Source organism: Haloarcula sediminis, assembly GCF_035656455.1.
GTDB classification, from domain to species: domain Archaea; phylum Halobacteriota; class Halobacteria; order Halobacteriales; family Haloarculaceae; genus Haloarcula; species Haloarcula sediminis.
Window position 1 is genome coordinate 690,295 of sequence record NZ_JAYMGA010000001.1, and the last position, 17,956, is coordinate 708,250.

At 68.6% G+C, this 17,956-nt stretch carries 15 protein-coding genes; 9 read left to right on the forward strand and 6 right to left on the reverse strand.

All coding sequences use genetic code 11. The annotated features are described in order from the left end of the window. Positions 1 to 38: 38 nt before the first annotated feature. The gene (locus tag VJ162_RS03705) at positions 39 to 1,097 is read right to left on the reverse strand and encodes a zinc-binding metallopeptidase family protein (protein WP_324662455.1); all 1,059 of its coding nucleotides are present in this window, start codon (positions 1,095 to 1,097) and stop codon (positions 39 to 41) included. A gap of 77 nt (positions 1,098 to 1,174) precedes the next feature. On the opposite strand from VJ162_RS03705, the gene VJ162_RS03710 reads away from it, so the two are divergent. Both VJ162_RS03710 and VJ162_RS03715 read left to right on the forward strand, forming a co-directional pair. Beyond that, a complete protein-coding gene (locus tag VJ162_RS03710; RefSeq protein ID WP_324662456.1) occupies positions 1,175 to 1,402 on the forward strand; it encodes a hypothetical protein in 228 nt (75 codons plus the stop codon). 43 nt (positions 1,403 to 1,445) lie between these two features. Further along, positions 1,446 to 2,396 (forward strand): zinc-dependent metalloprotease, encoded by a 951-nt coding sequence (locus VJ162_RS03715; RefSeq protein ID WP_324662457.1) that lies wholly within the window; start codon positions 1,446 to 1,448, stop codon positions 2,394 to 2,396. Positions 2,397 to 2,447: 51 nt separating this feature from the next. Here the strand turns inward: VJ162_RS03715 and VJ162_RS03720 are convergent, their stop codons facing one another. The 5 genes from VJ162_RS03720 to VJ162_RS03740 form a co-directional block, all read right to left on the reverse strand. Next, positions 2,448 to 3,167, reverse strand: a complete 720-nt coding sequence (locus tag VJ162_RS03720) for a hypothetical protein (RefSeq protein ID WP_324662458.1) — start codon at positions 3,165 to 3,167, stop codon at positions 2,448 to 2,450. Then, positions 3,167 to 6,118, reverse strand: coding sequence for a LamG-like jellyroll fold domain-containing protein (locus tag VJ162_RS03725; RefSeq protein WP_324662459.1), 2,952 nt, complete (start codon positions 6,116 to 6,118; stop codon positions 3,167 to 3,169). Before VJ162_RS03725 ends, VJ162_RS03720 begins: the two co-directional genes overlap by 1 nt. Before the next feature lie 346 nt (positions 6,119 to 6,464). Next, positions 6,465 to 6,587 (reverse strand): hypothetical protein, encoded by a 123-nt coding sequence (locus VJ162_RS03730; RefSeq protein WP_324662460.1) that lies wholly within the window; start codon positions 6,585 to 6,587, stop codon positions 6,465 to 6,467. A gap of 189 nt (positions 6,588 to 6,776) precedes the next feature. Further along, positions 6,777 to 7,100 carry a hypothetical protein gene (locus VJ162_RS03735; protein ID WP_324662461.1) on the reverse strand — a complete coding sequence of 108 codons (324 nt, stop codon included), beginning with the start codon at positions 7,098 to 7,100 and terminating at the stop codon, positions 6,777 to 6,779. Between the two features lie 13 nt (positions 7,101 to 7,113). Further along, complete coding sequence (locus VJ162_RS03740; RefSeq protein ID WP_324662462.1) at positions 7,114 to 7,659, reverse strand: hypothetical protein; 546 nt, start codon at positions 7,657 to 7,659, stop codon at positions 7,114 to 7,116. A 131-nt stretch (positions 7,660 to 7,790) separates the two neighbouring features. Between VJ162_RS03740 and VJ162_RS03745 the strand changes: the two genes are divergently transcribed. From VJ162_RS03745 to VJ162_RS03775, 7 genes are all read left to right on the forward strand, one after another. Next, positions 7,791 to 9,872, forward strand: a complete 2,082-nt coding sequence (locus tag VJ162_RS03745; protein WP_324662463.1) for a DUF4129 domain-containing protein — start codon at positions 7,791 to 7,793, stop codon at positions 9,870 to 9,872. Next, positions 9,869 to 10,762: a DUF7269 family protein gene (locus tag VJ162_RS03750; RefSeq protein ID WP_324662464.1), complete on the forward strand. Its 894-nt coding sequence runs from the start codon at positions 9,869 to 9,871 to the stop codon at positions 10,760 to 10,762. Before VJ162_RS03745 ends, VJ162_RS03750 begins: the two co-directional genes overlap by 4 nt. Then, complete coding sequence (locus tag VJ162_RS03755) at positions 10,762 to 12,069, forward strand: DUF58 domain-containing protein (RefSeq protein ID WP_324662465.1); 1,308 nt, start codon at positions 10,762 to 10,764, stop codon at positions 12,067 to 12,069. The genes VJ162_RS03750 and VJ162_RS03755 overlap by 1 nt, the downstream gene beginning before the upstream one ends. Further along, the gene (locus VJ162_RS03760) at positions 12,070 to 13,515 is read left to right on the forward strand and encodes a DUF7519 family protein (protein WP_324662466.1); all 1,446 of its coding nucleotides are present in this window, start codon (positions 12,070 to 12,072) and stop codon (positions 13,513 to 13,515) included. 89 nt (positions 13,516 to 13,604) lie between these two features. Next, the gene (locus VJ162_RS03765; protein ID WP_324662467.1) at positions 13,605 to 14,690 is read left to right on the forward strand and encodes an AAA family ATPase; all 1,086 of its coding nucleotides are present in this window, start codon (positions 13,605 to 13,607) and stop codon (positions 14,688 to 14,690) included. Positions 14,691 to 14,721: 31 nt separating this feature from the next. After that, positions 14,722 to 15,093 (forward strand): DUF2237 family protein, encoded by a 372-nt coding sequence (locus VJ162_RS03770; protein ID WP_324662469.1) that lies wholly within the window; start codon positions 14,722 to 14,724, stop codon positions 15,091 to 15,093. Positions 15,094 to 15,139: 46 nt separating this feature from the next. After that, complete coding sequence (locus VJ162_RS03775; RefSeq protein WP_407066822.1) at positions 15,140 to 17,956, forward strand: AAA domain-containing protein; 2,817 nt, start codon at positions 15,140 to 15,142, stop codon at positions 17,954 to 17,956.

Here is a 17,956-nt window from a genome sequence, read left to right on the forward strand (position 1 = left end):
CGGCGCCCGGGGGCGGTAAGGTCCGACTGCCGGTCAGATCACACGTCGACGGAGAACGGGGCGTGCTCGTCGGCGCGGGCGGCAAAGCCCGCAAGCAGATCGGCCAGACCGTCGAGATCACCCTCGTCGATGACCTCGACCGGCGTGTGCATGTACCGGTTCGGGAGGCCGACGTTCACCGACGGGATGCCGCCCCGCGAGGTGTAGAAGGCGTCGGCGTCGGTGCCGGTCCGGATACCGGTCGCCTGCAGCTGCACGTCGATGTCGTCGGCCTCGCCGGTCGCCCGCAGTGTCTCGACGACGTTCGGGTGGTTGGTGGCGCCACGGGCGACGACCGGCCCCGAACCCAGCTCGACGCCGGTCGAGCGCTTGCCCGGCGAGTCCGGCGAGTCCGTCGCGTGGGTCACGTCCGCGGCGACTGCCACGTCCGGGTCGAGGTCGAACCCGACCATCTTCGCCCCCTGGAGCCCGACCTCCTCCTGGACCGTGGAGACGGCATGCACCGTCGCGTCGACGCCCGTCTCGGCGGCCCGGCGCAGCCCCTCGGCGGCCGCCCAGATACCGATGCGGTTGTCCATCCCGCGGGCCGACAGGCGGCCGTTTGCCAGTTCCGTGACGGTCTGCTGGAAGGTAATGGGGTCCCCGCGGTCGACCAACTCTGCGAGCTCGTCGCCGTCGGTCGCACCCACGTCGACGTGCTGTTCGGCCACGTCCGGGACCCCGTCGTCGTCGGAATCGCGCAGGTGGATGGCCGTCTGGCCGACGACGCCGTCGACGGGGCCGTCGGCTGTATGTATCGTGACGTGCTGGCCCCGCGAGACGGTCTTGTCCGAGCCGCCGATGCGGCCAATCCGGACGAAGCCGTCGTCGGTCAGGTCCCGCACGATGAAGCCGATCTCGTCGCCGTGGCCCGCCAGCGCGACCTCGGTGTCGCCCCCCGAGAGGGTGGCGACGGCGTTGCCGTAGTCGTCGGTGTGGACCTCGTCGGCGAACTCGCTCACGTACTCTACCCACACCCGCTGGCTGTCGGCCTCGTAGCCCGACGGGCCGGGCGTCGAGAGCAACTCCTCGAGGTACTGTCGTCGTCTGTCGTCCATACCCCGCCTTCGCCGTCGCCGGACATGAATATCCGGGGTTGCACAACCCATAAGAGTCGAGCGCGCGATGTGTCAGTATGGTCGACATCACGCTTTTCGAACTGCACCTCGACGGGTCGGAGTTTACCGCCAACGCGCCCGGAGTCGGCGAGAGCGACGAGGCAGAGACGGACACTGACGACTCCGGCGGGGCACCACTGGGCCTCCTTGCGGTCCTGGCCCTGGTCGTCCTGGTCGTCGTCGCGGTCGCCGCGAAGAAGCTGCGGGGAGGCGACGACGCGTCCCCGCTGGACGACGTGGAATAAGCGCCGGGAGAAGGCCTATCACGTCCCCCACCGTTTCTCGCGTATGGGACTATATCACAGCGTCCGCGCCGTCGCCGGAGCGACGGGCGACGGACCGATAGACTGGAACGCGGTGGCCGACGCCGCCAAGGAGTCGACAGACCCCGGTGACCTCACGCTGTCGGCCGCGGAAACGGAAGGGTACACCACCGACGTCCGCGACGCCCGGGACCGGGTCCGCGAGGTCGGCGGGCTCGATTTCGACCTCCCTGGGACCGTCGAGATTCAGAACCGCCACCACTGGATAGACGCCAACGTCGCCACCTTCGAGCGCGTGATGGCGCCCATCGAACAGCAGGCCGAGTACATCCCGGGGGTCGCCCGGGTCGTCAACACCGGTTCGATGGCCTTCGCGCTCTCTTTCCTGGGAAACAACGTCCTCGGACAGTACGATCCGCTCTTGCTCGCCGACAATGACGACCACGCGCTGTATTTCGTCCGGCCGAACATCCAGCGCGTCGCCGGCCAGCTCGGCGTCGAGGGCGACCGCTTTCGCCGCTGGATCGCCTTCCACGAGGTGACCCACGCCGCCGAGTTCGGGGCCGCGCCGTGGCTCTCCGGGTACATGGAAGAGACGATGGAAGAGACCATCGAGAAGCTCTCAAGCGGCGAGCTCGACCGGTCCTCGCTGGGTCAGCTCGACACCACGATGACCGCCGTCGAGGGGTACGCCGAACTGCTGATGGACCGGGCCTTCGACGACGAGTACGACGACCTCCGGCGGAAAGTCGACGAGCGCCGGCAGGGCCGGGGCCCCGTCGCCCAGCTGGTCCGGCGGGTCCTCGGGCTCGGGATGAAACGCCAGCAGTACGAACGGGGCAAGGCCTTCTTCGAGGAGGTGGCAGATCTGCGCGGCGTCGCGGCGGCCGGCCGGGTCTGGGACTCGCCGGAGACCTTGCCGACGGACGAGGAGATAGAGACGCCGCGGCTGTGGGTCGAACGCGTCCTGGACTGACCGGGCGCGTGATAGGCTGTCAGAATCGCGGCGGAGTCAGGACAGACGTAGTCAGGCGGTTTCGCTTGTGTACGTCTCGTTATATGAGTCTACGAGGGTCAGCACGGTCTCAGTACTCGCACCGCGAACCAGATACACCTCCTCAGTCGCTTCACCGCTAGTGGTATGTAAACCCGCGCCGACCACATATGAGTCGCCAGCGTACACATCAAATGTGACCTCGTTGTCGCCCACCTCAGTACGGGGCTGGTGGGTCGGTTCCGTAACATCGACGAAGAACTCCACCATGGCATCTATCAACGACTCCCCGAATCCGTCCTCGACGACGAACAGTAGCTGGTCTCCGTTTTCCGTATCCGCTGGCCAACCCACGATCTCCGTCGTCGGCTGTTCGTCGCTGTCTGACGTAACGCTCGTCTGTGCGGACAGGAACGTCGGTGTCACCGAAATCGACTCGGACTGATAGCTCCGTCTGACCTCCCGTTCGTACTGGAACGGCGACTCGGAGGTGTCCTGGGTCGCGCCCTGTTGGTTCTGGCCGGTCTGCTCCGGCGTCTCGACCGCCCCGTCGTCAAAGAGGGAGTAGCCTACCCCGGCGACCGCACCTACTGCGGCCAGACCACCGATAATGGTGCGCCGAGAAACCGTCGCGCCGCCGGAGTCGGCGACAGATGGGTCCGCCGACCTCGTCCCCTCGTCGGCAGCGTCAGGATGTGACTGGTCAGCAGGCTCGTCTCGGCTCTCGTCGGCTGTGTTGGGTCGGTCTGTCATTAGTAGTCAAACGTTGATTGTGGGCCGTAGGCCTCGTAATTCAGCGACTCCTGGTAGTTGTCCAGGCCGCGACCGAAGCTCGCGCCGACGGCCGCTGCGGTGTACTGACTCAGATTGAGCCACGTGCTCCCGTTGTCTTCCCAGTCCTGGGCTCTCGTCTCCGCCCCAAGCGCTGCATCGTAGCCGTCACCCAGCGCTCCGGAAGAGAGGTCTTCGTACGTCTTGCTAATCCCGTAACTGGCGCTGGCCTCGATCTGGTAGTCGACCTGTCTGAGCGCCAGCATTCTGAGGATGCCCGACGGACCGATACTGTAGTTGTTCACGAGCGTTTCCAGCCCGATTAGCTTGTTGAGCAGCGGTTGTTGGGCCGCTGCTGCGGCTTTCCCGATGGCTGCGATCTCAGCCTGTGCTTCCGCCGCGTTACCGACCGTTTCAACCGTAATAGAGATAGCGGCGGTCGCAAGGACGGTGAAGCCGGTGCTTTTGAGGTCGGCCGAACTGCTGATAGAACTCGCACTGACGTTCGTGTGGATACTGTCCGCTTGCCGGAACACCTCCAGAACCGTTGCTGCGCTCTCTGCGATTGTCTTGATGTCATCGGCACGCTCATACGCCTGCAAGGTTGATTGGGCAACATTGACCGCCGGGTTACTGACGTTCTCTAACGACTGGGTGGCCTCCGGAACCTGATTCTCCGCCCATCCGAGTGTGGCGCTTGCGCCGCCGATGTTCGCGAACACTTCGTGGTACGGTCGGTTGAAGTCTTGCTGTGCCCAATCAAACGTGGTCACCGCGAGGTCGAGTAGCTGTAGCGTCGAGGCCTTCGTATCGACAGCGCCCAACGCCAGGACGCCGCTTAGTTTCGTAAAGAGGTTCGCGGTCCGTGCCAACTGTTCTGCGTCCTCCCACTTCTCGTACTCCCGTTCGGTGGATGCGAGGCGCTCCTGTGAGTCGTGGGGGTATTCTTCGCAGTACTGATAGCTGATTGCGACGCTGGCGGCCCGCTCGGGTTCCAATAGCTCGTATGATGTCGTGGTAAAGGCATATCTGTCATCCGGCTCCTCGGGTATCTGGTTGAGGACGTAGTGGTCCTCCCCCTCTAGAGTGACCGTGGCGAGGCGGTTCGCGTCCCGGAGCCGGTCCCTGCTGTCGGTGGCTGTCGCCGGCGTACTGGTGGGTGTATCGCCCGACTGGAGCGTGACAGACCGCGTCGCGACGTGGTCGTCGGTGACGACACTGACCGTCCGGTCGCCCGTCTCCGAGGGGTCGAGATTCCAGGTCAGGGTAACCGTGTCTGTCGCGCCTGCCCCGAGGGTGACCTCCGTCCCGTCCAGTTCGGTGCCGGACGAGCGCTCTAACGTGACTGACTGCGTCCCAGTGGCGTCGCCCGTATTTTCCACCTCGGCCGTGACTTCGAGTTCGGCGCCCGCCGTAACCGGCGCGTTGGTGGCGGTGATAGCCACAGCGAAGGTCGCGCTCTCCTGGGAGGTGTTCGTGCATATCTCTTTTATCTCGTCGCCCGACAGCTGGCCGTCGTAGAGACGGAGATCGGAAAGCTTGCCGACCAGCAGATCGTACCAGTCGGGGCTACTCGTCCCGTACCAGCTACCTATCGTCTGGTGTGACCAGTAGTTCGTGTTCCGGGGGCTGTACCCGGAGAGGTCGTCGTCGTGAAACGCCTCCACGCCGTCGATGTAACAGGTCAGATAGTCGGCCGCGTTGACGACGAGGGCGAGATGGTGCCACTCTCCCGTCGTGACGAGCAGTTCCGCGTCAGTGGCATCTTCCGTGGTGTAGGACTCGCCCTCTCCCAGGGAGCTGATGCCGAACCGTATTTCGACTGAGCCGCTGGTGTCAGCCGCCGGGAGGGCCTCGAGGACGTATTCCGCGTCGTTTCGCAAGATGTGGTGATTGGCCGGAGAGTTGTTCGGACTCCCTCCCTCCTCTCTATCGAAATACAGCCAGCCGGTGATAGTGACAGGCCCGCGCTCCGGTTCTACGATGCTGAGTTCGGGGTTGTCGGTCCCGGAGCCGACGAGAAGCCCGTCGTCCCCGTCCATCGCGACCCCAGACCGGCCGCTATATGTCCCAATCTCGGGGTCGCCCTGACCGATAGACGCATCGGCGTCGCCGACCGTATCGTTGAATCCATCCGCAAACGGCCATCGGGCGATGAGATCGTCGGCTCTGAGAATACTGCCACCGGTTTCAGCAGCAGTCTCTCGGTAGATTCGCTGTATCTGTGTCTCGTCGAGGCCCGGTTGGTACACCCGCAGGTCGGCGAGTTTCCCCCGCATCAGATGGCCCCACTCCTCGGGATTGCCGCCGTACCAACTGCCGATCGTCACGTCGGTCCAGAAGTCGGAGCTGGACTCGTTGTATCCGTCCATCTCGTCGTCGGTGAACTCCACCTCCCCGTCGACGTATATCTCCAGATGCTCGCCCGGCGTGACCAGAAACGCGAGATGATGCCACTCGTCTACCGGGACGGTGACCTCGTCTGTGTCGGCCATGCTGTACCCGTTGGCGTCACCATCGCTGTAGGGGCTGATGCTGAGCCGAACGCCGACGCCGGAGCCGGATTCCGCTTCGCGCCCGACGATGCGGACTCCGGTGTCGTTCCGGTAGAGGCTGTGACTTGCGGCCGCCGACTCCCCGGACGGGTCGTTGCCAGTTTCCGAGTCGAAATACGCCCACATAGTGATACAGAACCGGGGTTGGTCCGCGCCACAGAGGGCAAGCTCCCCATGGCCGCCCCTGCTGGCCCGGAGCGCGTCATCACCGTCGAAGGCCACGCAATCGCGACCGCTGTGGCGCTCTATCGACGGCGAGTCTCTGGCTGCTGTCGCGTCGTGATCTCCGGCGACATCGGCGAAACCGTCGCTGAAAGGCCATCTGCTCACCAGGTTCTCTTCCCCGATCACCGCTGTCTGCATTGGTGCTGTATCCATAAGAGCGTTGTAAGGTCGCGGGCGGATTCAGCGGTCCCGTTCATATCAGGGTACAAATCAGCGGTGTAAAAAACGTATTGGTCGAACCAACATACTCCATACTTGTCAACGACCGTGAGATGGGGAGCGACTGGCTGTGAAACAGCTAAGCCGGCGACAGACCCGACGGACGAGTGGCGTCTCAGTTCAGTCGGTAACGGGGGCGGTCTATCCCATCGTTTCGAAACCTATTCGGAATCAGTCGAGGACCGCCTGCAGAATACAGCGGGTGTGTTCACCTCGTTCCTGACTGCTTCCGAGTGGGCGATGCCCCGGGGTAATGTAGCAGTCATCCGTGCTGGCTGACTCATGTGTTCGTAGCGATATACGCGAACCCGCCGCCAAGAACGACCAGAACCAGCAGTTGTACCGTGATTAGCAGTAGCCGTTCTTTGAGCCCCGTCCAGAAACTGTCCCACTCAGATGCCATACCAGCATGTAGCTACCAGTTCAGTTATGAAGGTTGCTACGACGCTCGCGACCTGTATTCAACACCGCGGAAAGCATATCCTAAAACGGAACGATAGGTTCGCTCTCACACTACCCGGAGAAGTCAGCGGTATCTCAGAGAACTGAACGGTCCCGGACGCCGCTGTGACACGGGTTTCGTTACTACCGGCTACTTCCGACGGTCTCGGTTCGTGGTCCGCTCCGCCGGCTCTTCCGATTCCTCGCGGCGCTCCCGCAGCCGCTCTCCGGGCTTTGGTCCGCGGTCCAGGTCGTCCTCGTATGGCGTCTCGGCGATGCTGTCGGGGAAGGTAAACTGCGCGAGGGCGCCGCCAACGAGCGTCGCGGCGACGCCGACACCCAGCGCGACCACTGCCCCGCCGGACCCCCACAGGGTCACCAGCGCCATCGAGACGCCGACAAGGAGCGCGAAGCCGACTTTCAGCCGGACGAAGAACCGCTCGCGGTCTTCCTGCGTTATCGAGGGGCCGACCATCAGCGGGTACCCATCAGTAGAACCCCCGCTCTACGTCCTCGTCGATGACGTCCTCGAACTCCGCCTCCAGTAGCTGTTCGGCCTCCTCGAACGTGTCGGTCAGGTCGTCCATCCGGTCGGGGCGGTCGTACTGGTCGTACTCCATCGGGCCGTAGGCGGGCGAGTCCATGGCGTCGAGCATGTCCTCGACGAGGGCCCGCGGCGTCGTCGGCGCGTCGGCGTGTGTCTCCAGCACGGTCTCTAGGTTCTGTGCCTTCTCCTTTGCGTCGTCCTCGTCTTCGGGCCCCTGCTGGACGCCGAAGACGCCGGTCCCCTGCTCGGGAAAGAGCGGGTCGATGTCGTCGTCTATCTTCCGTGCGACCTGCGACCCGACACCCTGGACCGACATCGGGTTCTTCGCGTAGGTCTTCAGCTGGTACACCCCCGCGGAGGGGTGACCGATGTACATGTCCTCGCCGATGCCGCCCGCGCGGTCGCCCCCGACGGCGCGCCACCCGCCGGGGTCGGCGTTGCTGTCCATCACGTCCTCGATGATGTCCTGCCAGTCGCGAACGCGCATACATCCGGTTTGGGTCCCGGCCAGAATGAACCCATCGGTCCCGCCGATGCCGGGGATTGATTAGCGCCCCGGTCACACGTAACAATACCCGTACGGGCCGAACACGACATCCGTTATGAGGGGGCGATAACGTGGGACCGACAGGCGACAACGGCGCCGACAGCCGTCAGCTCCTGCTTGTCGTCGTCTGCCTGTTCGGTCTCGTGACGGCGGCCTTTCTCGCCCCGGTCTCCGGCCAGAATCCCCCCTTCGGGGGCGGCGCTGGCGACCTGACCGAGGGGCTCTCGGACCTGCTGGACGGGGGAGGCGGCGACAGCGGTGGGGACGGTGACGGGGGCGGTGTGAGCGTTCCGGAGTGGCTTCGGGACCTCTTCGGCGGTGACAGCGGCGAGGGAACCGGAAACGGTGGTGACGGGACCCCGAGTGCGTGTCAGGTGTACGTCGAGAGTGACCCGAAACCCGGGACACAGGCGGCGGTATTCGTCGCCGTCGACGGCGAGCCGGCAAGCGACGTTCGGGTGTGGTTCAACGGCGACTACGTCGATCGTACGGACGACCGAGGGCTCGTGTCGGGCGAGGTCCCCTTCGAGACCGAACTGGACGTCACGGTCGAATCACCGGTCGACGAGCCGTGTGCGTTCTCCCGGACCCCCTCGGTCGGCTCCCGGGAGTCCAGCGTCGTCGGGTCGGGAGTATCGGCAGCCCTCGCGGGCGGCGCCGCCGACGGCGCGGGGCCGGCGGCGTCCGAACTCGACGCCGGGACGGTCCGCCAGCAGCGCGACGGCGGCGTGAACAACACGACACAGTTCGATGTCGCCGGCGACGCGAGCGTCCGCGTCGAGGGCGACCCGTACCCGGGGACCGCCGTCACGCTCGTCGCGACAGTCGAGGGCGTTCCGATGGCTGACGCCGGCGTCACCGTCGACGGGGAGACGGTCGGCACGACCGACGAGCGGGGGCGCTATCGGCTCTCCGTCCCCGACCGCGACAGCGTCCAGGTGACTGTCAGCCGCGGCGAGATACGCGGCCAAACCACGGTGGCAGTGTTACAGCTGGCGGTGGGGTACGAACCACAGCTTGCGGTACCGGGCGAGACCGTGACGGTGAACGTGACGCGAAACGGCGACCCGGTCCGGAACGCGACCGTGGCGGTCGACGGGGAGACGCTGGGAACCACCGGCTCCCGCGGGCAGATGCGCTTTACCGCGCCCCTGAGAGCGGGCGGGACGGTCACGGCCACCACGCCACGCCAGCGCGCGACGGTCCCGGTGGTGTACGCGTATCTCTACACCGCCGGCGGGTCGCTCCTGCTTGTCGCCCTCGCGACGGCGACGACCTGGGCGACGGCCCGGCGGCGGGACCGTGAGACCGCCGGTCGCGTCGCCCGCGGGTGGGCCGGCGTCGCGGCGCTGTTCGTGGGCTACGTCGTCTGGGAGCTGCCGGGGCTGGGCGGCGCCGCTGTCGGCGTCCTCCTCGCCGGCAGCTACCGGCACCGGCAGGCGGTTCGTGCCGGCGGTGCGACGGCTGCCGAGCGGACCGCGGCGTTCATCGAGCGGTGCAAGCGGGGGATCCTTTGCGTCGTCGGAGGGCTCGAAGCGGCTGTCGACTGGAGTCGCACACAGGCCGCTCGGCTCGCGGCGTGGCTCCGCTCGCTGCCGACCTCGGTTTCGGCCCTTGCCGACCGGTTCGGGGGATGGCTCCGCTCGCTGCCCGGGCGGGTGCTTGTCGGACTCCGCGGCTCGCGCCGCGCTGTCGGCGCCCTGCTCGTCGCGGGCGCCGTCGTCGCGGTCGCCACCTACGGCTACGGCACCGCGGGCCTTCTCCTCGCTGTCGCACTGGTCGCCGTCGCGGCGGTGGCCTGGTGGCTCCGGCGGCGGGCGGGCGGGGACGAGGCTGTCGCCGAGTCGACGGCGTCGACGGCCGGAGAGAGCGCGGCGGCACCCGACGACGGCGGCGCCCCGACGCTGCGTCGGCTCTGGCGGCGGCTGGCGAGGTGGGTCCTGCCGGGGCGCTGGCGGACGAAGACCCCCGCCGAGGTGTCACGGGCGGCAATCGAGCGCGGGCTCCCGCGCGGCCCCGTCGAGACCCTGACGGAGGCGTTCCGCGACGTCGAGTACGGCGGACAGTCGCCGGAGGAACGAGACGCACAGGCCAGAAGGGCCTTCGATGAGATTTCGAGTGCGCGAGACGGGGAGGAGCGTGAGAACCCGTGAGACGGGTCGCGACGGCGCTGGTGGGCGTCGGGGCGGTGCTCGTCGTCCTGGGCGCCGGGCTCGGACTGCTGTCCGGCGCCCCAGCCGCCGAGGTCCCGTCCTGGGTCGCCGTCGGCGGCGGACTGCTCGTGTTCGCTCTGGCGCTGTGGAAGCTCGTCCGTCCGCCCGGAGAGGAGTTCGCGCCCGCGCCGTGGGGCGAGAGCGGTGCCATCGTCGACGAGCCGCCCGAGGCGACGCCGAAGGCGGACCCGATCTCGGGGACAGCGCTGTCCGGCCTCGTCGAGTCCGCCGCGAGCGACGCCCGCGAGGAGACCGTCGAGGCGGGGCTGGCGACGGTCAGGCCGCCGCTCCGTGAGGCGCTCGTCGCGGCGCTGGAGCGGGGCGGCTGGGACCGCGACCGCATCGAAGCGGCGCTGAAAGACGGCTCGTGGACCGACGACCCCGTCGCCGCGGCCGTCTTAGACGAGGGCGTCGTCCCGCCAGAGCGGTCCCTGCGGCGTCGAATCTGGGCCTGGCTCTTCCCCGGGAGAGCCCTGCGGCACCGGACGGCCCGGGCCGTCGGGGCCGTCGCCAGAGCGGCCGACGCGGCGCTGCCGCCGGTCCTCGGCCAGCGCGCTCCGCGGCCGGTCCCGGTGGCCGAACCGACCGTCGACGCCCTCCAGCGGGCGGCCGACGGCAGCCTCCGTCGCGCCGTCGAGGGGTCGGCCTCGGTCGGCGCGGCCGAGTCGGGGAGCGACGGGGTCGAGCCGGGTTCGGAGGCGGGGGCCGCTCCGTCGGAAGCGACGGACGGGTCCGTTGCGGGCACCGAGACCGCGTCCGGTGAAACAGAGCCGGCCGGCGCCGGTGACGAGACCGTCGAGTGGCCGGCCGGCTCGGGGGGTGGCGGCTAATGGCCCGGCGGGTCCGCTGGCGCGGCGCGGTGGTCGCGGCTGTCCTGCTGGGTTTCGTCGGCGGTGTCGAGGGGAACGGGACACTCCTGCTCGCCGCGACGATTCCGCTGGCGTACGTGGCCTACGGCTCCGTCTCGACGGCGGCCGTACCCGAGGCGCTCGCCGTCACGCGGGAGGTCGACCCGCGCGTCGCACCGCCGGGACGGCCCGTTCGGGTCACCCTGTCGGTGACGAACGACGGCGACCGGACGCTGTCGGACCTGCGCGTCGTCGACCAGGTCCCGCCGGAGCTTGCGGTCCTGCGGGGCTCGCCGAGAGGCGGAGGGACGCTCGAACCGGGCGAGGCGGTGACGGTGACCTACACCGTCGTCGCGCGCCGCGGCGAGTTCGACTTCCCGCCGTCCCGCGTGCGCGTTCGTGGGGCCGGTGCGGGGGCCGTGGCGACGGCGGACAGACAACCGACGGGCGACACGAGGTTGCTCTGCCGGCTGGACGCCGACGCGCCGCCCCTGTCGGACATGGGCAACGCCCGCGTGGGCCGGCTCATGACGGACGCGCCCGGCGAGGGCGTCACCTTCCACTCGACGCGGGAGTACCGTCACGGGGACCCGGCCGGCCGCATCGACTGGCGGGGCTACGCCAAGCAGGGGGAACTCTCGACGGTCAACTACGACCGGCAGGTCTCGGCGACGGTGGTGTTCGTGCTGGACGCCCGGGGAGCCTCGCGGGTCGCTGCCGGACCGGGGCGGCCCACGGCGGTCGAACTCGGGGGCTACGCGGCGACCCGGGCGCTGAACACGCTGCTGGGGGCCGGCCACGAAGTCGCCGTCGCCGTCGTCGGCGTCGACGGTGACGGGCCGGGCGGGCTGGTGTGGCTGCCCCCGGGCGGCGGGAGCGAGCAGCGCTCGCGGGCCATCGCGGTGCTGGGCGACGCCATCGACACAGCGCCGGCAGCAGACCGCGACCCCGCGCAGCAGGCGCGTAAACTCGACGGCCTGGTCGACCGGGACGCACAGTTTGTCCTCGTCTCCCCGCTGCTCGATGACGCGCCGGTCGAGATGGTCGAACAGTGGTCCGCCTTCGGGCGCTCCCGGACCGTGCTCTCGCCCGACATCGTGGCCTCGAACACGGTCAGCGGCCAGTACGAGCAGGTCCGGCGCCGCACCCGGCTGGCCCGCTGTCAGGCCGGCGGCGCCCGAACTATCGACTGGCGCCGCGGGACGCCGCTGTCTGCGGTTCTGGACGCGACCTTCGCCGTCGAGGCCCGGCGAGCCGGTGAGAGCGTCCGCGCGGGAGGTGGGGACTGAATGGCCATCGGGGGCACCAGGCTCGACACGCCCTCCGCCGTCGGCGACGAGGGCAGACCCCGCGGGGCCAGCCTGACCGTCGTCGCCGTCGTCGTCGTCGCGGTGCTTTCAGCCGCCGGCTTCCTGGTCGGACGGCCGCTCCTGTTTACCTCGTTCGCGCTGTTCGTCGGGCTCGCGTCGGCCGGAATGGCCCTGCTGTCGCGGGACCGGCTCCAGCCCAGGGTACTGGGCCACCTGTTCTTTCTCCCGGCAGCGGTCGTCCTGGCCGCGCTCGTGGGCGCCAGCGGCCTGGTCGCGCTGGCGAGCCCGGCGGTCGCGACGCTCGTCGCGGGGGCGCTTGTCGCTATGTTCGGCGTGGCGGCCGGCTGGAACGACGCGTTTGACGGGGAGACGGTCACGGCGACGCTGGTCCAGAGCGGGCTCTCCTACGTGTTCTTTCTCGTCTGGCTACTCGTCCTCGCGTTCGTCGCCGGGGTGGGTCTGCTCGGCTGGGGGCTGGTCAGTTCGCTCGCGCAGGGCGCCGGGCCGGTCGCCGCGTTCTTCGGGCTCGCCGGGCTCCTCGGGCTCGCCGCGCTCTGTCTCTACGTCGCGGTCCGGGCGCTGCCGGCTATCGAGCTGACGCCGGTCCACCGCAGACCGTCGGCGAGAGCGCGGTACGGCCGCCTCAAATCCGCACTGCTCCGGCTGACGGCGGTCGCGTGGGGGGCCGTCGTCGTCGGCCTGCTGGGACTGGTCGGCGGGATAGCGCCGGCCGTCCTCTCGTTGCCGCCGGTCGGCGGACCGATAGCCCTGCTCGCCCGGGTGACTGCGGTTCCGCTTGGCGCGGTCGCGGCGCTGGCCCTGCTCGTGGCGGTCCTCGCCTGGACCGTGCGCCGGGCGACGGCGGGCTTTGAGAGCCTGTCGACGCGGACGGTCGCCGCGGCGGTGGCGGCCGTCTGTTACTCCCTCGCGCTGCTTGTCTCCGTCCCGACCTTCGTCCGGTTTGGCTACGTCGGTGTCACGTTTTTCTTCCTCGTCCCGGTGCTTCCGTTGCTCGTCTACGCCGGCCTCGTCGTGGCCCTGCTTGGCTTTTACACCGGTGTGCTCCCGGGCCGCGCGGCCACGTCGGCCGCCGCCGCTGCCGGGCTGGTCGCCATGGGGCTTGGCGGGGCACTGTACGGGTTCCCGTCGCTGTTCGTCTTCGCGGCGGTCACCGGCGGGCTCGTCGCCTGGGACGTGGGCACGTTCGGCCTGGGCGTGACCGCCGAGCTGGGCCACATTCCGGAGACGCGCCGGCTGGAGCTGTACCACGGCGTCGTCGCCGTCGGTATCGGCCTAGTGGGCATCGCCGGCCTGACCGCGCTCGACCTCGCCCGGCGGTCGGTCGGGTCGGGGATAGGGTCGCCGACGACGATGGGGGTGGCCGTCCTCGGCGTGGTACTGGTTGCCGTCGGGCTGCGTGGCTGAGCAGCGTGCTGTCCGCACTGCCGGTCGAAGCAGCGAAAGCGGCGTTGGCGGGAGAACAGTTTCATGACAGCGGCGTTTGACGCTTGACTATGGACGAAGCGAGCCTGACGCCCGAGGCGGCCGCCGGGCGCTGTCGCGACATCGTCGACCGGGTCGAGGAGGCCGTCGTCGTTGAGCGGCGGGTACTGTACGAGACGCTCGCGGCCGTCATCGCCCGGGGTCACGTCCTCATCGAGGACGTGCCGGGGACCGGCAAGACCGTCCTGGCCCGCGTCTTCGCGGAGGCGCTGGGGCTCACCTTCACCCGCATCCAGTTCACGCCGGACCTCCTGCCGGCCGACGTCACCGGCTCGAACATCTACAACGAACACGAGGGGCGCTTCGAGTTTGCAGAAGGTCCGGTCTTCACGAACGTCGCGCTGGCCGACGAGATAAACCGCGCGCCGCCGAAGACCCAGGCCGCCCTGCTCGAATCGATGGAGGAGCGCCAAGTCAGCGTCGACGGGACGACCCACGACTTGCCCGAGCCCTTCGTCGTCATCGCCACGCAGAACCCCGTCGAGCAGGAGGGGACCTTCCGCCTGCCGGAGGCCCAGCGGGACCGGTTTGCCGTCAAGACCGCGATGGGGTATCCCGACGCCGACGGGGAGATGGACCTCCTGGAGATGCGGGACAACCGACGGACTCTCGCGCCGAGCGTCGACGCTGTGGTGCGGCCCGAGACGGTGCTCGAACTGCAGGAACTGGCCGAGGACGTTCGCGTCGACGAGGCGGTGTGTCGCTACATCGTCGACCTCGCCCGGGCGACCCGCGAGGACGACCGCACGGAGATCGGCGTCTCCCCGCGCGGGGTCCAACGGGTCTTCGAGGCGGTGCGTGCAAGCGCCGTCATCGACGGCCGCGAGTACGCCACGCCGGAGGACGTCAAACGGATGGCCCGGGCGACGATGAGCCACCGCCTCATCCTGACGACCGAGGCCACCGTCGAGAACGTCGACCCGGACGATATCGTCCGGTCGGTACTGGACAGTGTGGACGTCCCCGGCGTCTCGCCGGACGCCCCGACGGTGCCGGCAAACGGCGAGTCGAGCGGCGAGGGCGGGACCGAGCCCGATTCGATGGGTGTGGACGCCCCTGCCGAGGAGTCGACCACTGACGGCGACGGGCAGTCCTAAACGGTTTCCCGCCGCCGCCCCGGGACGATGTATGGAGAGCGAAGCCAACGTCCTCGGCGGGGAACTCGCCGCCTGTTCGACCGACCCGACGACGGGATTCATGCGCGACGGCTACTGCTACCCGCTCCAGCGGGACCCCGGCCGCCACGAAATCTGTGCGGTGATGACCGACGAGTTCCTCCAGTACAGCAAGGCACAGGGCAACGACCTCGTCACGCCCCGGCCCGAGCTGGACTTTCCCGGCCTCGACCCGGGCGACCGCTGGTGTGTCTGTGTCCCGCGCTGGATAGAGGCCCACGAGGCCGACGCGGCGCCGCCGGTGGTGTTGGCGGCCACGAGCGAGGACGTGTTAGAGGACGTATCGATGGAGACACTGCGGGAGTACGCCCACGAGGGCGAGTAGCCCGCTGACCGACAGCGTTTTTCGGGCCCCAGTCGTTGCTATGGCCGTGCAACTGCGCGGTGTCGTCGTCGACGTAGAGAAGCCCAAAACCGTCGATACACAGCACGGCGAGAGCGAACTGTGTGAGGTCACCGTGCGGCCCGACCGCGGCGCCGGCGAGCCGACGACGGTGACGCTGTGGGGGAAGTGGACCGAGACGGCCGACTATCTCGACGCCGGGATGGAACTGGCCGTCTACGAGGCCGACGAGCGCCAGTACCGGGGGGAGACGCAGTACTCCGTCGGCGGCGACGCGACCGTCGTCGTCGAACCCGACTTCCTCGTCGACGTGACCGACATCCGGGCGTGGGTGCAGTGCCCCCGGATGTACTACCTGCGAAAGCTCGACGGCGCGGAGCTGGCCTACCCGCTCGTGAAGGGGACTGTCGTCCACGAGGTGTTTGGCGACCTCCTGCGGGGCCGTGACGTGGAGACGGCCATCGACGACCAGGTCCGCGAGGCGGGGCTTGACATCGGCCTGCTGGGTCGAACCGCCGAGGAGGTGGCCGGGGACGCCCGCGACCACGCCAAAGCCATCGAGGGGTGGCTGAATCAGGGAACGCTCACCGAGACTGACGAGTGGCGCTCCGAGATGACGCTCATCTCCGAGCGTTACGGGATGAAAGGGCGGGCCGACGCCGTCCGCCGCGGGATGCCGGTCGAGCTGAAGACCGGGAAGAACACGAAACGCGAGCCGCGCTTCCAGGACAAGATTCAGGCGACGGCCTACGCCCTGATGCTGGGCGAGCGTGCGGCCAAGTCACTGGACGCGAGCGCGGTGATGGCCGGCGACGGCGGGGCCAGCCAGACGCCAATCGACGCGGCGCCCGACACCGGGACGCTCCTGTATACCAAGAACGCCGCCGTCGACCGGAACGAGGAGAGCGGCGACCTCTCGCCGGCGAAGGAGTTCTCGATCGGCGCCGGTCTGCTGAAGTACGTCGTCCGGACCCGCAACGCCATCGCGGCGATGGAACACGACACCGGGGTGCCGACGGGGTACGAGGCCGGGGCCAAGTGTGAGTACTGCTTCGAGCAGGACACCTGCATGGCTGTCTCCGGCCGCCTGGACCAGGAGTCCAAGGCCGGACAGGTGGGCGTCGCCATTCCCGAGGAGGAACGCGAGTACTTCGAGCGGTTCTACGACGCCATCGAGGCCGAACGGCGCGCGGTCCACCGGGAGTACGCCAAGCTCTGGGAGCAGTCCCCCGGAGAGCGAGCCGACGACGACCGGGCACTGGTGAACCTGGAACCCATCGGCCGGACGGAACTCGACGGCGGCCGCTGGGAGCTGCGGGCGACGGGCACCGGCGCCGTCTCGAAGATACGCGAGGGCGACTACGTGATGGCCAGCGACGGTGACCCCGTCAACGGTGACGCCGAGCTCGGACGGGTCCAGCGGCTGGCTGACGGCGAAATCGTCGTCACGACGGACGAACCCATCGAGTTGCGCCGGCTCGATGTCTACCCCTCCGAGATAACCACCGACCGGCTGCAGAACGCGCTCCACGACGCCCTGCTCACCCAGCCGCCCGAGCGCAAGGACGTGCTGTTCGGCAGGCGTGAACCTGAGTTTAGCGTGGCGCGAAGCGCCACGGAAGGGTCGAGCGGGGAGAGCGAGGCGGGGACCGCCTCGGATGCGAACGGCGACAGCCGTGAGCAGACCGACCCGCGAGACGTCCAGAAGACGTTCATCGACAACAACGAGGCCCAGAACGAGGCCTGCCAGCTTGCCGTCGGCGCCGAGGACTTCGCGCTGGTTCATGGCCCGCCCGGGACGGGCAAGACCTACACGCTGGCGCGGATGGTCCGGGCCCTAGTCGAGCAGGGCGACAGGGTCCTCCTCTCCGCCTTTACCAACCGCGCCGTCGACAACGCCATCGAGGCGCTGGAAGACCAGGGCTTTACCGACATCGTCCGCGTCGGCACCGAAAGCGGCGTCCGGGAAGACATGCAGAAATACCGCCTGGAGCAGTCGGGCGACCCCGAGACGTGTGCCGGGACCCTGCAGAACGCGCAGGTCGTGGCGGCCACGACGGCGACCTGTGGCGGGACCGCCATGCAGTCACAATCTTTCGACGCCGCCGTCGTCGACGAGGCCGGCCAGCTGACCGAACCCGGGACGCTGGCGGCGACGACGCTTTCCGACCGGTTCGTCCTCGTGGGCGACCACCAGCAGCTCCCGCCGGTGGTCCAGAGCAACGACGAGACCCTCACCACGTCGCTGTTCGAGCGGCTCATCGAGGAGTTCCCGGACGCGGGTGTGATGTTGGACCGCCAGTACCGGATGGCCCAGCGCATCCAGGCTTTCGCCTCGCGGGAGTTCTACGACGGGCAGTTGCGGCCGGCGACCGGCGAGGTGGCCGCCCAGCGCATCGACGACCTCGACGGGGTATCGATGGACGCGTTGCCGGCCCACCTTCGGGACGGCGTGGCCTTCGTCGACCCCGGCGGGACCCAGACGGGCAACACGAACCCCGCGGAGGCCGACGCCGTGGCCGAGGTGGTCGCGGCCTACCGCGAGGCGGGCGTCCCCGCCGACGACATCGGCGTCATCGCGCCGTTCCGCGCGCAGGTGGCGGAGCTGAACCGGCGACTGCCCGACGTAGCGGTCGACACGGTCGACCGGTTCCAGGGGTCGAGCAAGGAGGTCATCGTCGTCTCCTTCGTCGCGACCGGTGCCTTGGAGGGCCCCATCTTCGAGGACTACCGCCGCATCAACGTCGCACTGACCCGGGCGAAGAAGGCGCTCGTCCTCGTCGGTGACGCCGACGCGCTCGGGACCGACCCCGTCTACGGGCGGATGGTCGAGTGGGCGCGGTAG

What these genes read in the sequence shown, in the direction of transcription:
- VJ162_RS03705 (WP_324662455.1), bottom strand. Translation starts at nt 1,097, where the DNA reads ATGGACGACAGACGACGACAGTACCTCGAGGAGTTGCTCTCGACGCCC.
- VJ162_RS03710 (WP_324662456.1), top strand. Translation starts at nt 1,175, where the DNA reads ATGGTCGACATCACGCTTTTCGAACTGCACCTCGACGGGTCGGAGTTT.
- VJ162_RS03715 (WP_324662457.1), top strand. Translation starts at nt 1,446, where the DNA reads ATGGGACTATATCACAGCGTCCGCGCCGTCGCCGGAGCGACGGGCGAC.
- VJ162_RS03720 (WP_324662458.1), bottom strand. Translation starts at nt 3,167, where the DNA reads ATGACAGACCGACCCAACACAGCCGACGAGAGCCGAGACGAGCCTGCT.
- VJ162_RS03725 (WP_324662459.1), bottom strand. Translation starts at nt 6,118, where the DNA reads ATGGATACAGCACCAATGCAGACAGCGGTGATCGGGGAAGAGAACCTG.
- VJ162_RS03730 (WP_324662460.1), bottom strand. Translation starts at nt 6,587, where the DNA reads ATGGCATCTGAGTGGGACAGTTTCTGGACGGGGCTCAAAGAACGGCTA.
- VJ162_RS03735 (WP_324662461.1), bottom strand. Translation starts at nt 7,100, where the DNA reads ATGGTCGGCCCCTCGATAACGCAGGAAGACCGCGAGCGGTTCTTCGTC.
- VJ162_RS03740 (WP_324662462.1), bottom strand. Translation starts at nt 7,659, where the DNA reads ATGCGCGTTCGCGACTGGCAGGACATCATCGAGGACGTGATGGACAGC.
- VJ162_RS03755 (WP_324662465.1), top strand. Translation starts at nt 10,762, where the DNA reads ATGGCCCGGCGGGTCCGCTGGCGCGGCGCGGTGGTCGCGGCTGTCCTG.
- VJ162_RS03760 (WP_324662466.1), top strand. Translation starts at nt 12,070, where the DNA reads ATGGCCATCGGGGGCACCAGGCTCGACACGCCCTCCGCCGTCGGCGAC.
- VJ162_RS03765 (WP_324662467.1), top strand. Translation starts at nt 13,605, where the DNA reads ATGGACGAAGCGAGCCTGACGCCCGAGGCGGCCGCCGGGCGCTGTCGC.
- VJ162_RS03770 (WP_324662469.1), top strand. Translation starts at nt 14,722, where the DNA reads ATGGAGAGCGAAGCCAACGTCCTCGGCGGGGAACTCGCCGCCTGTTCG.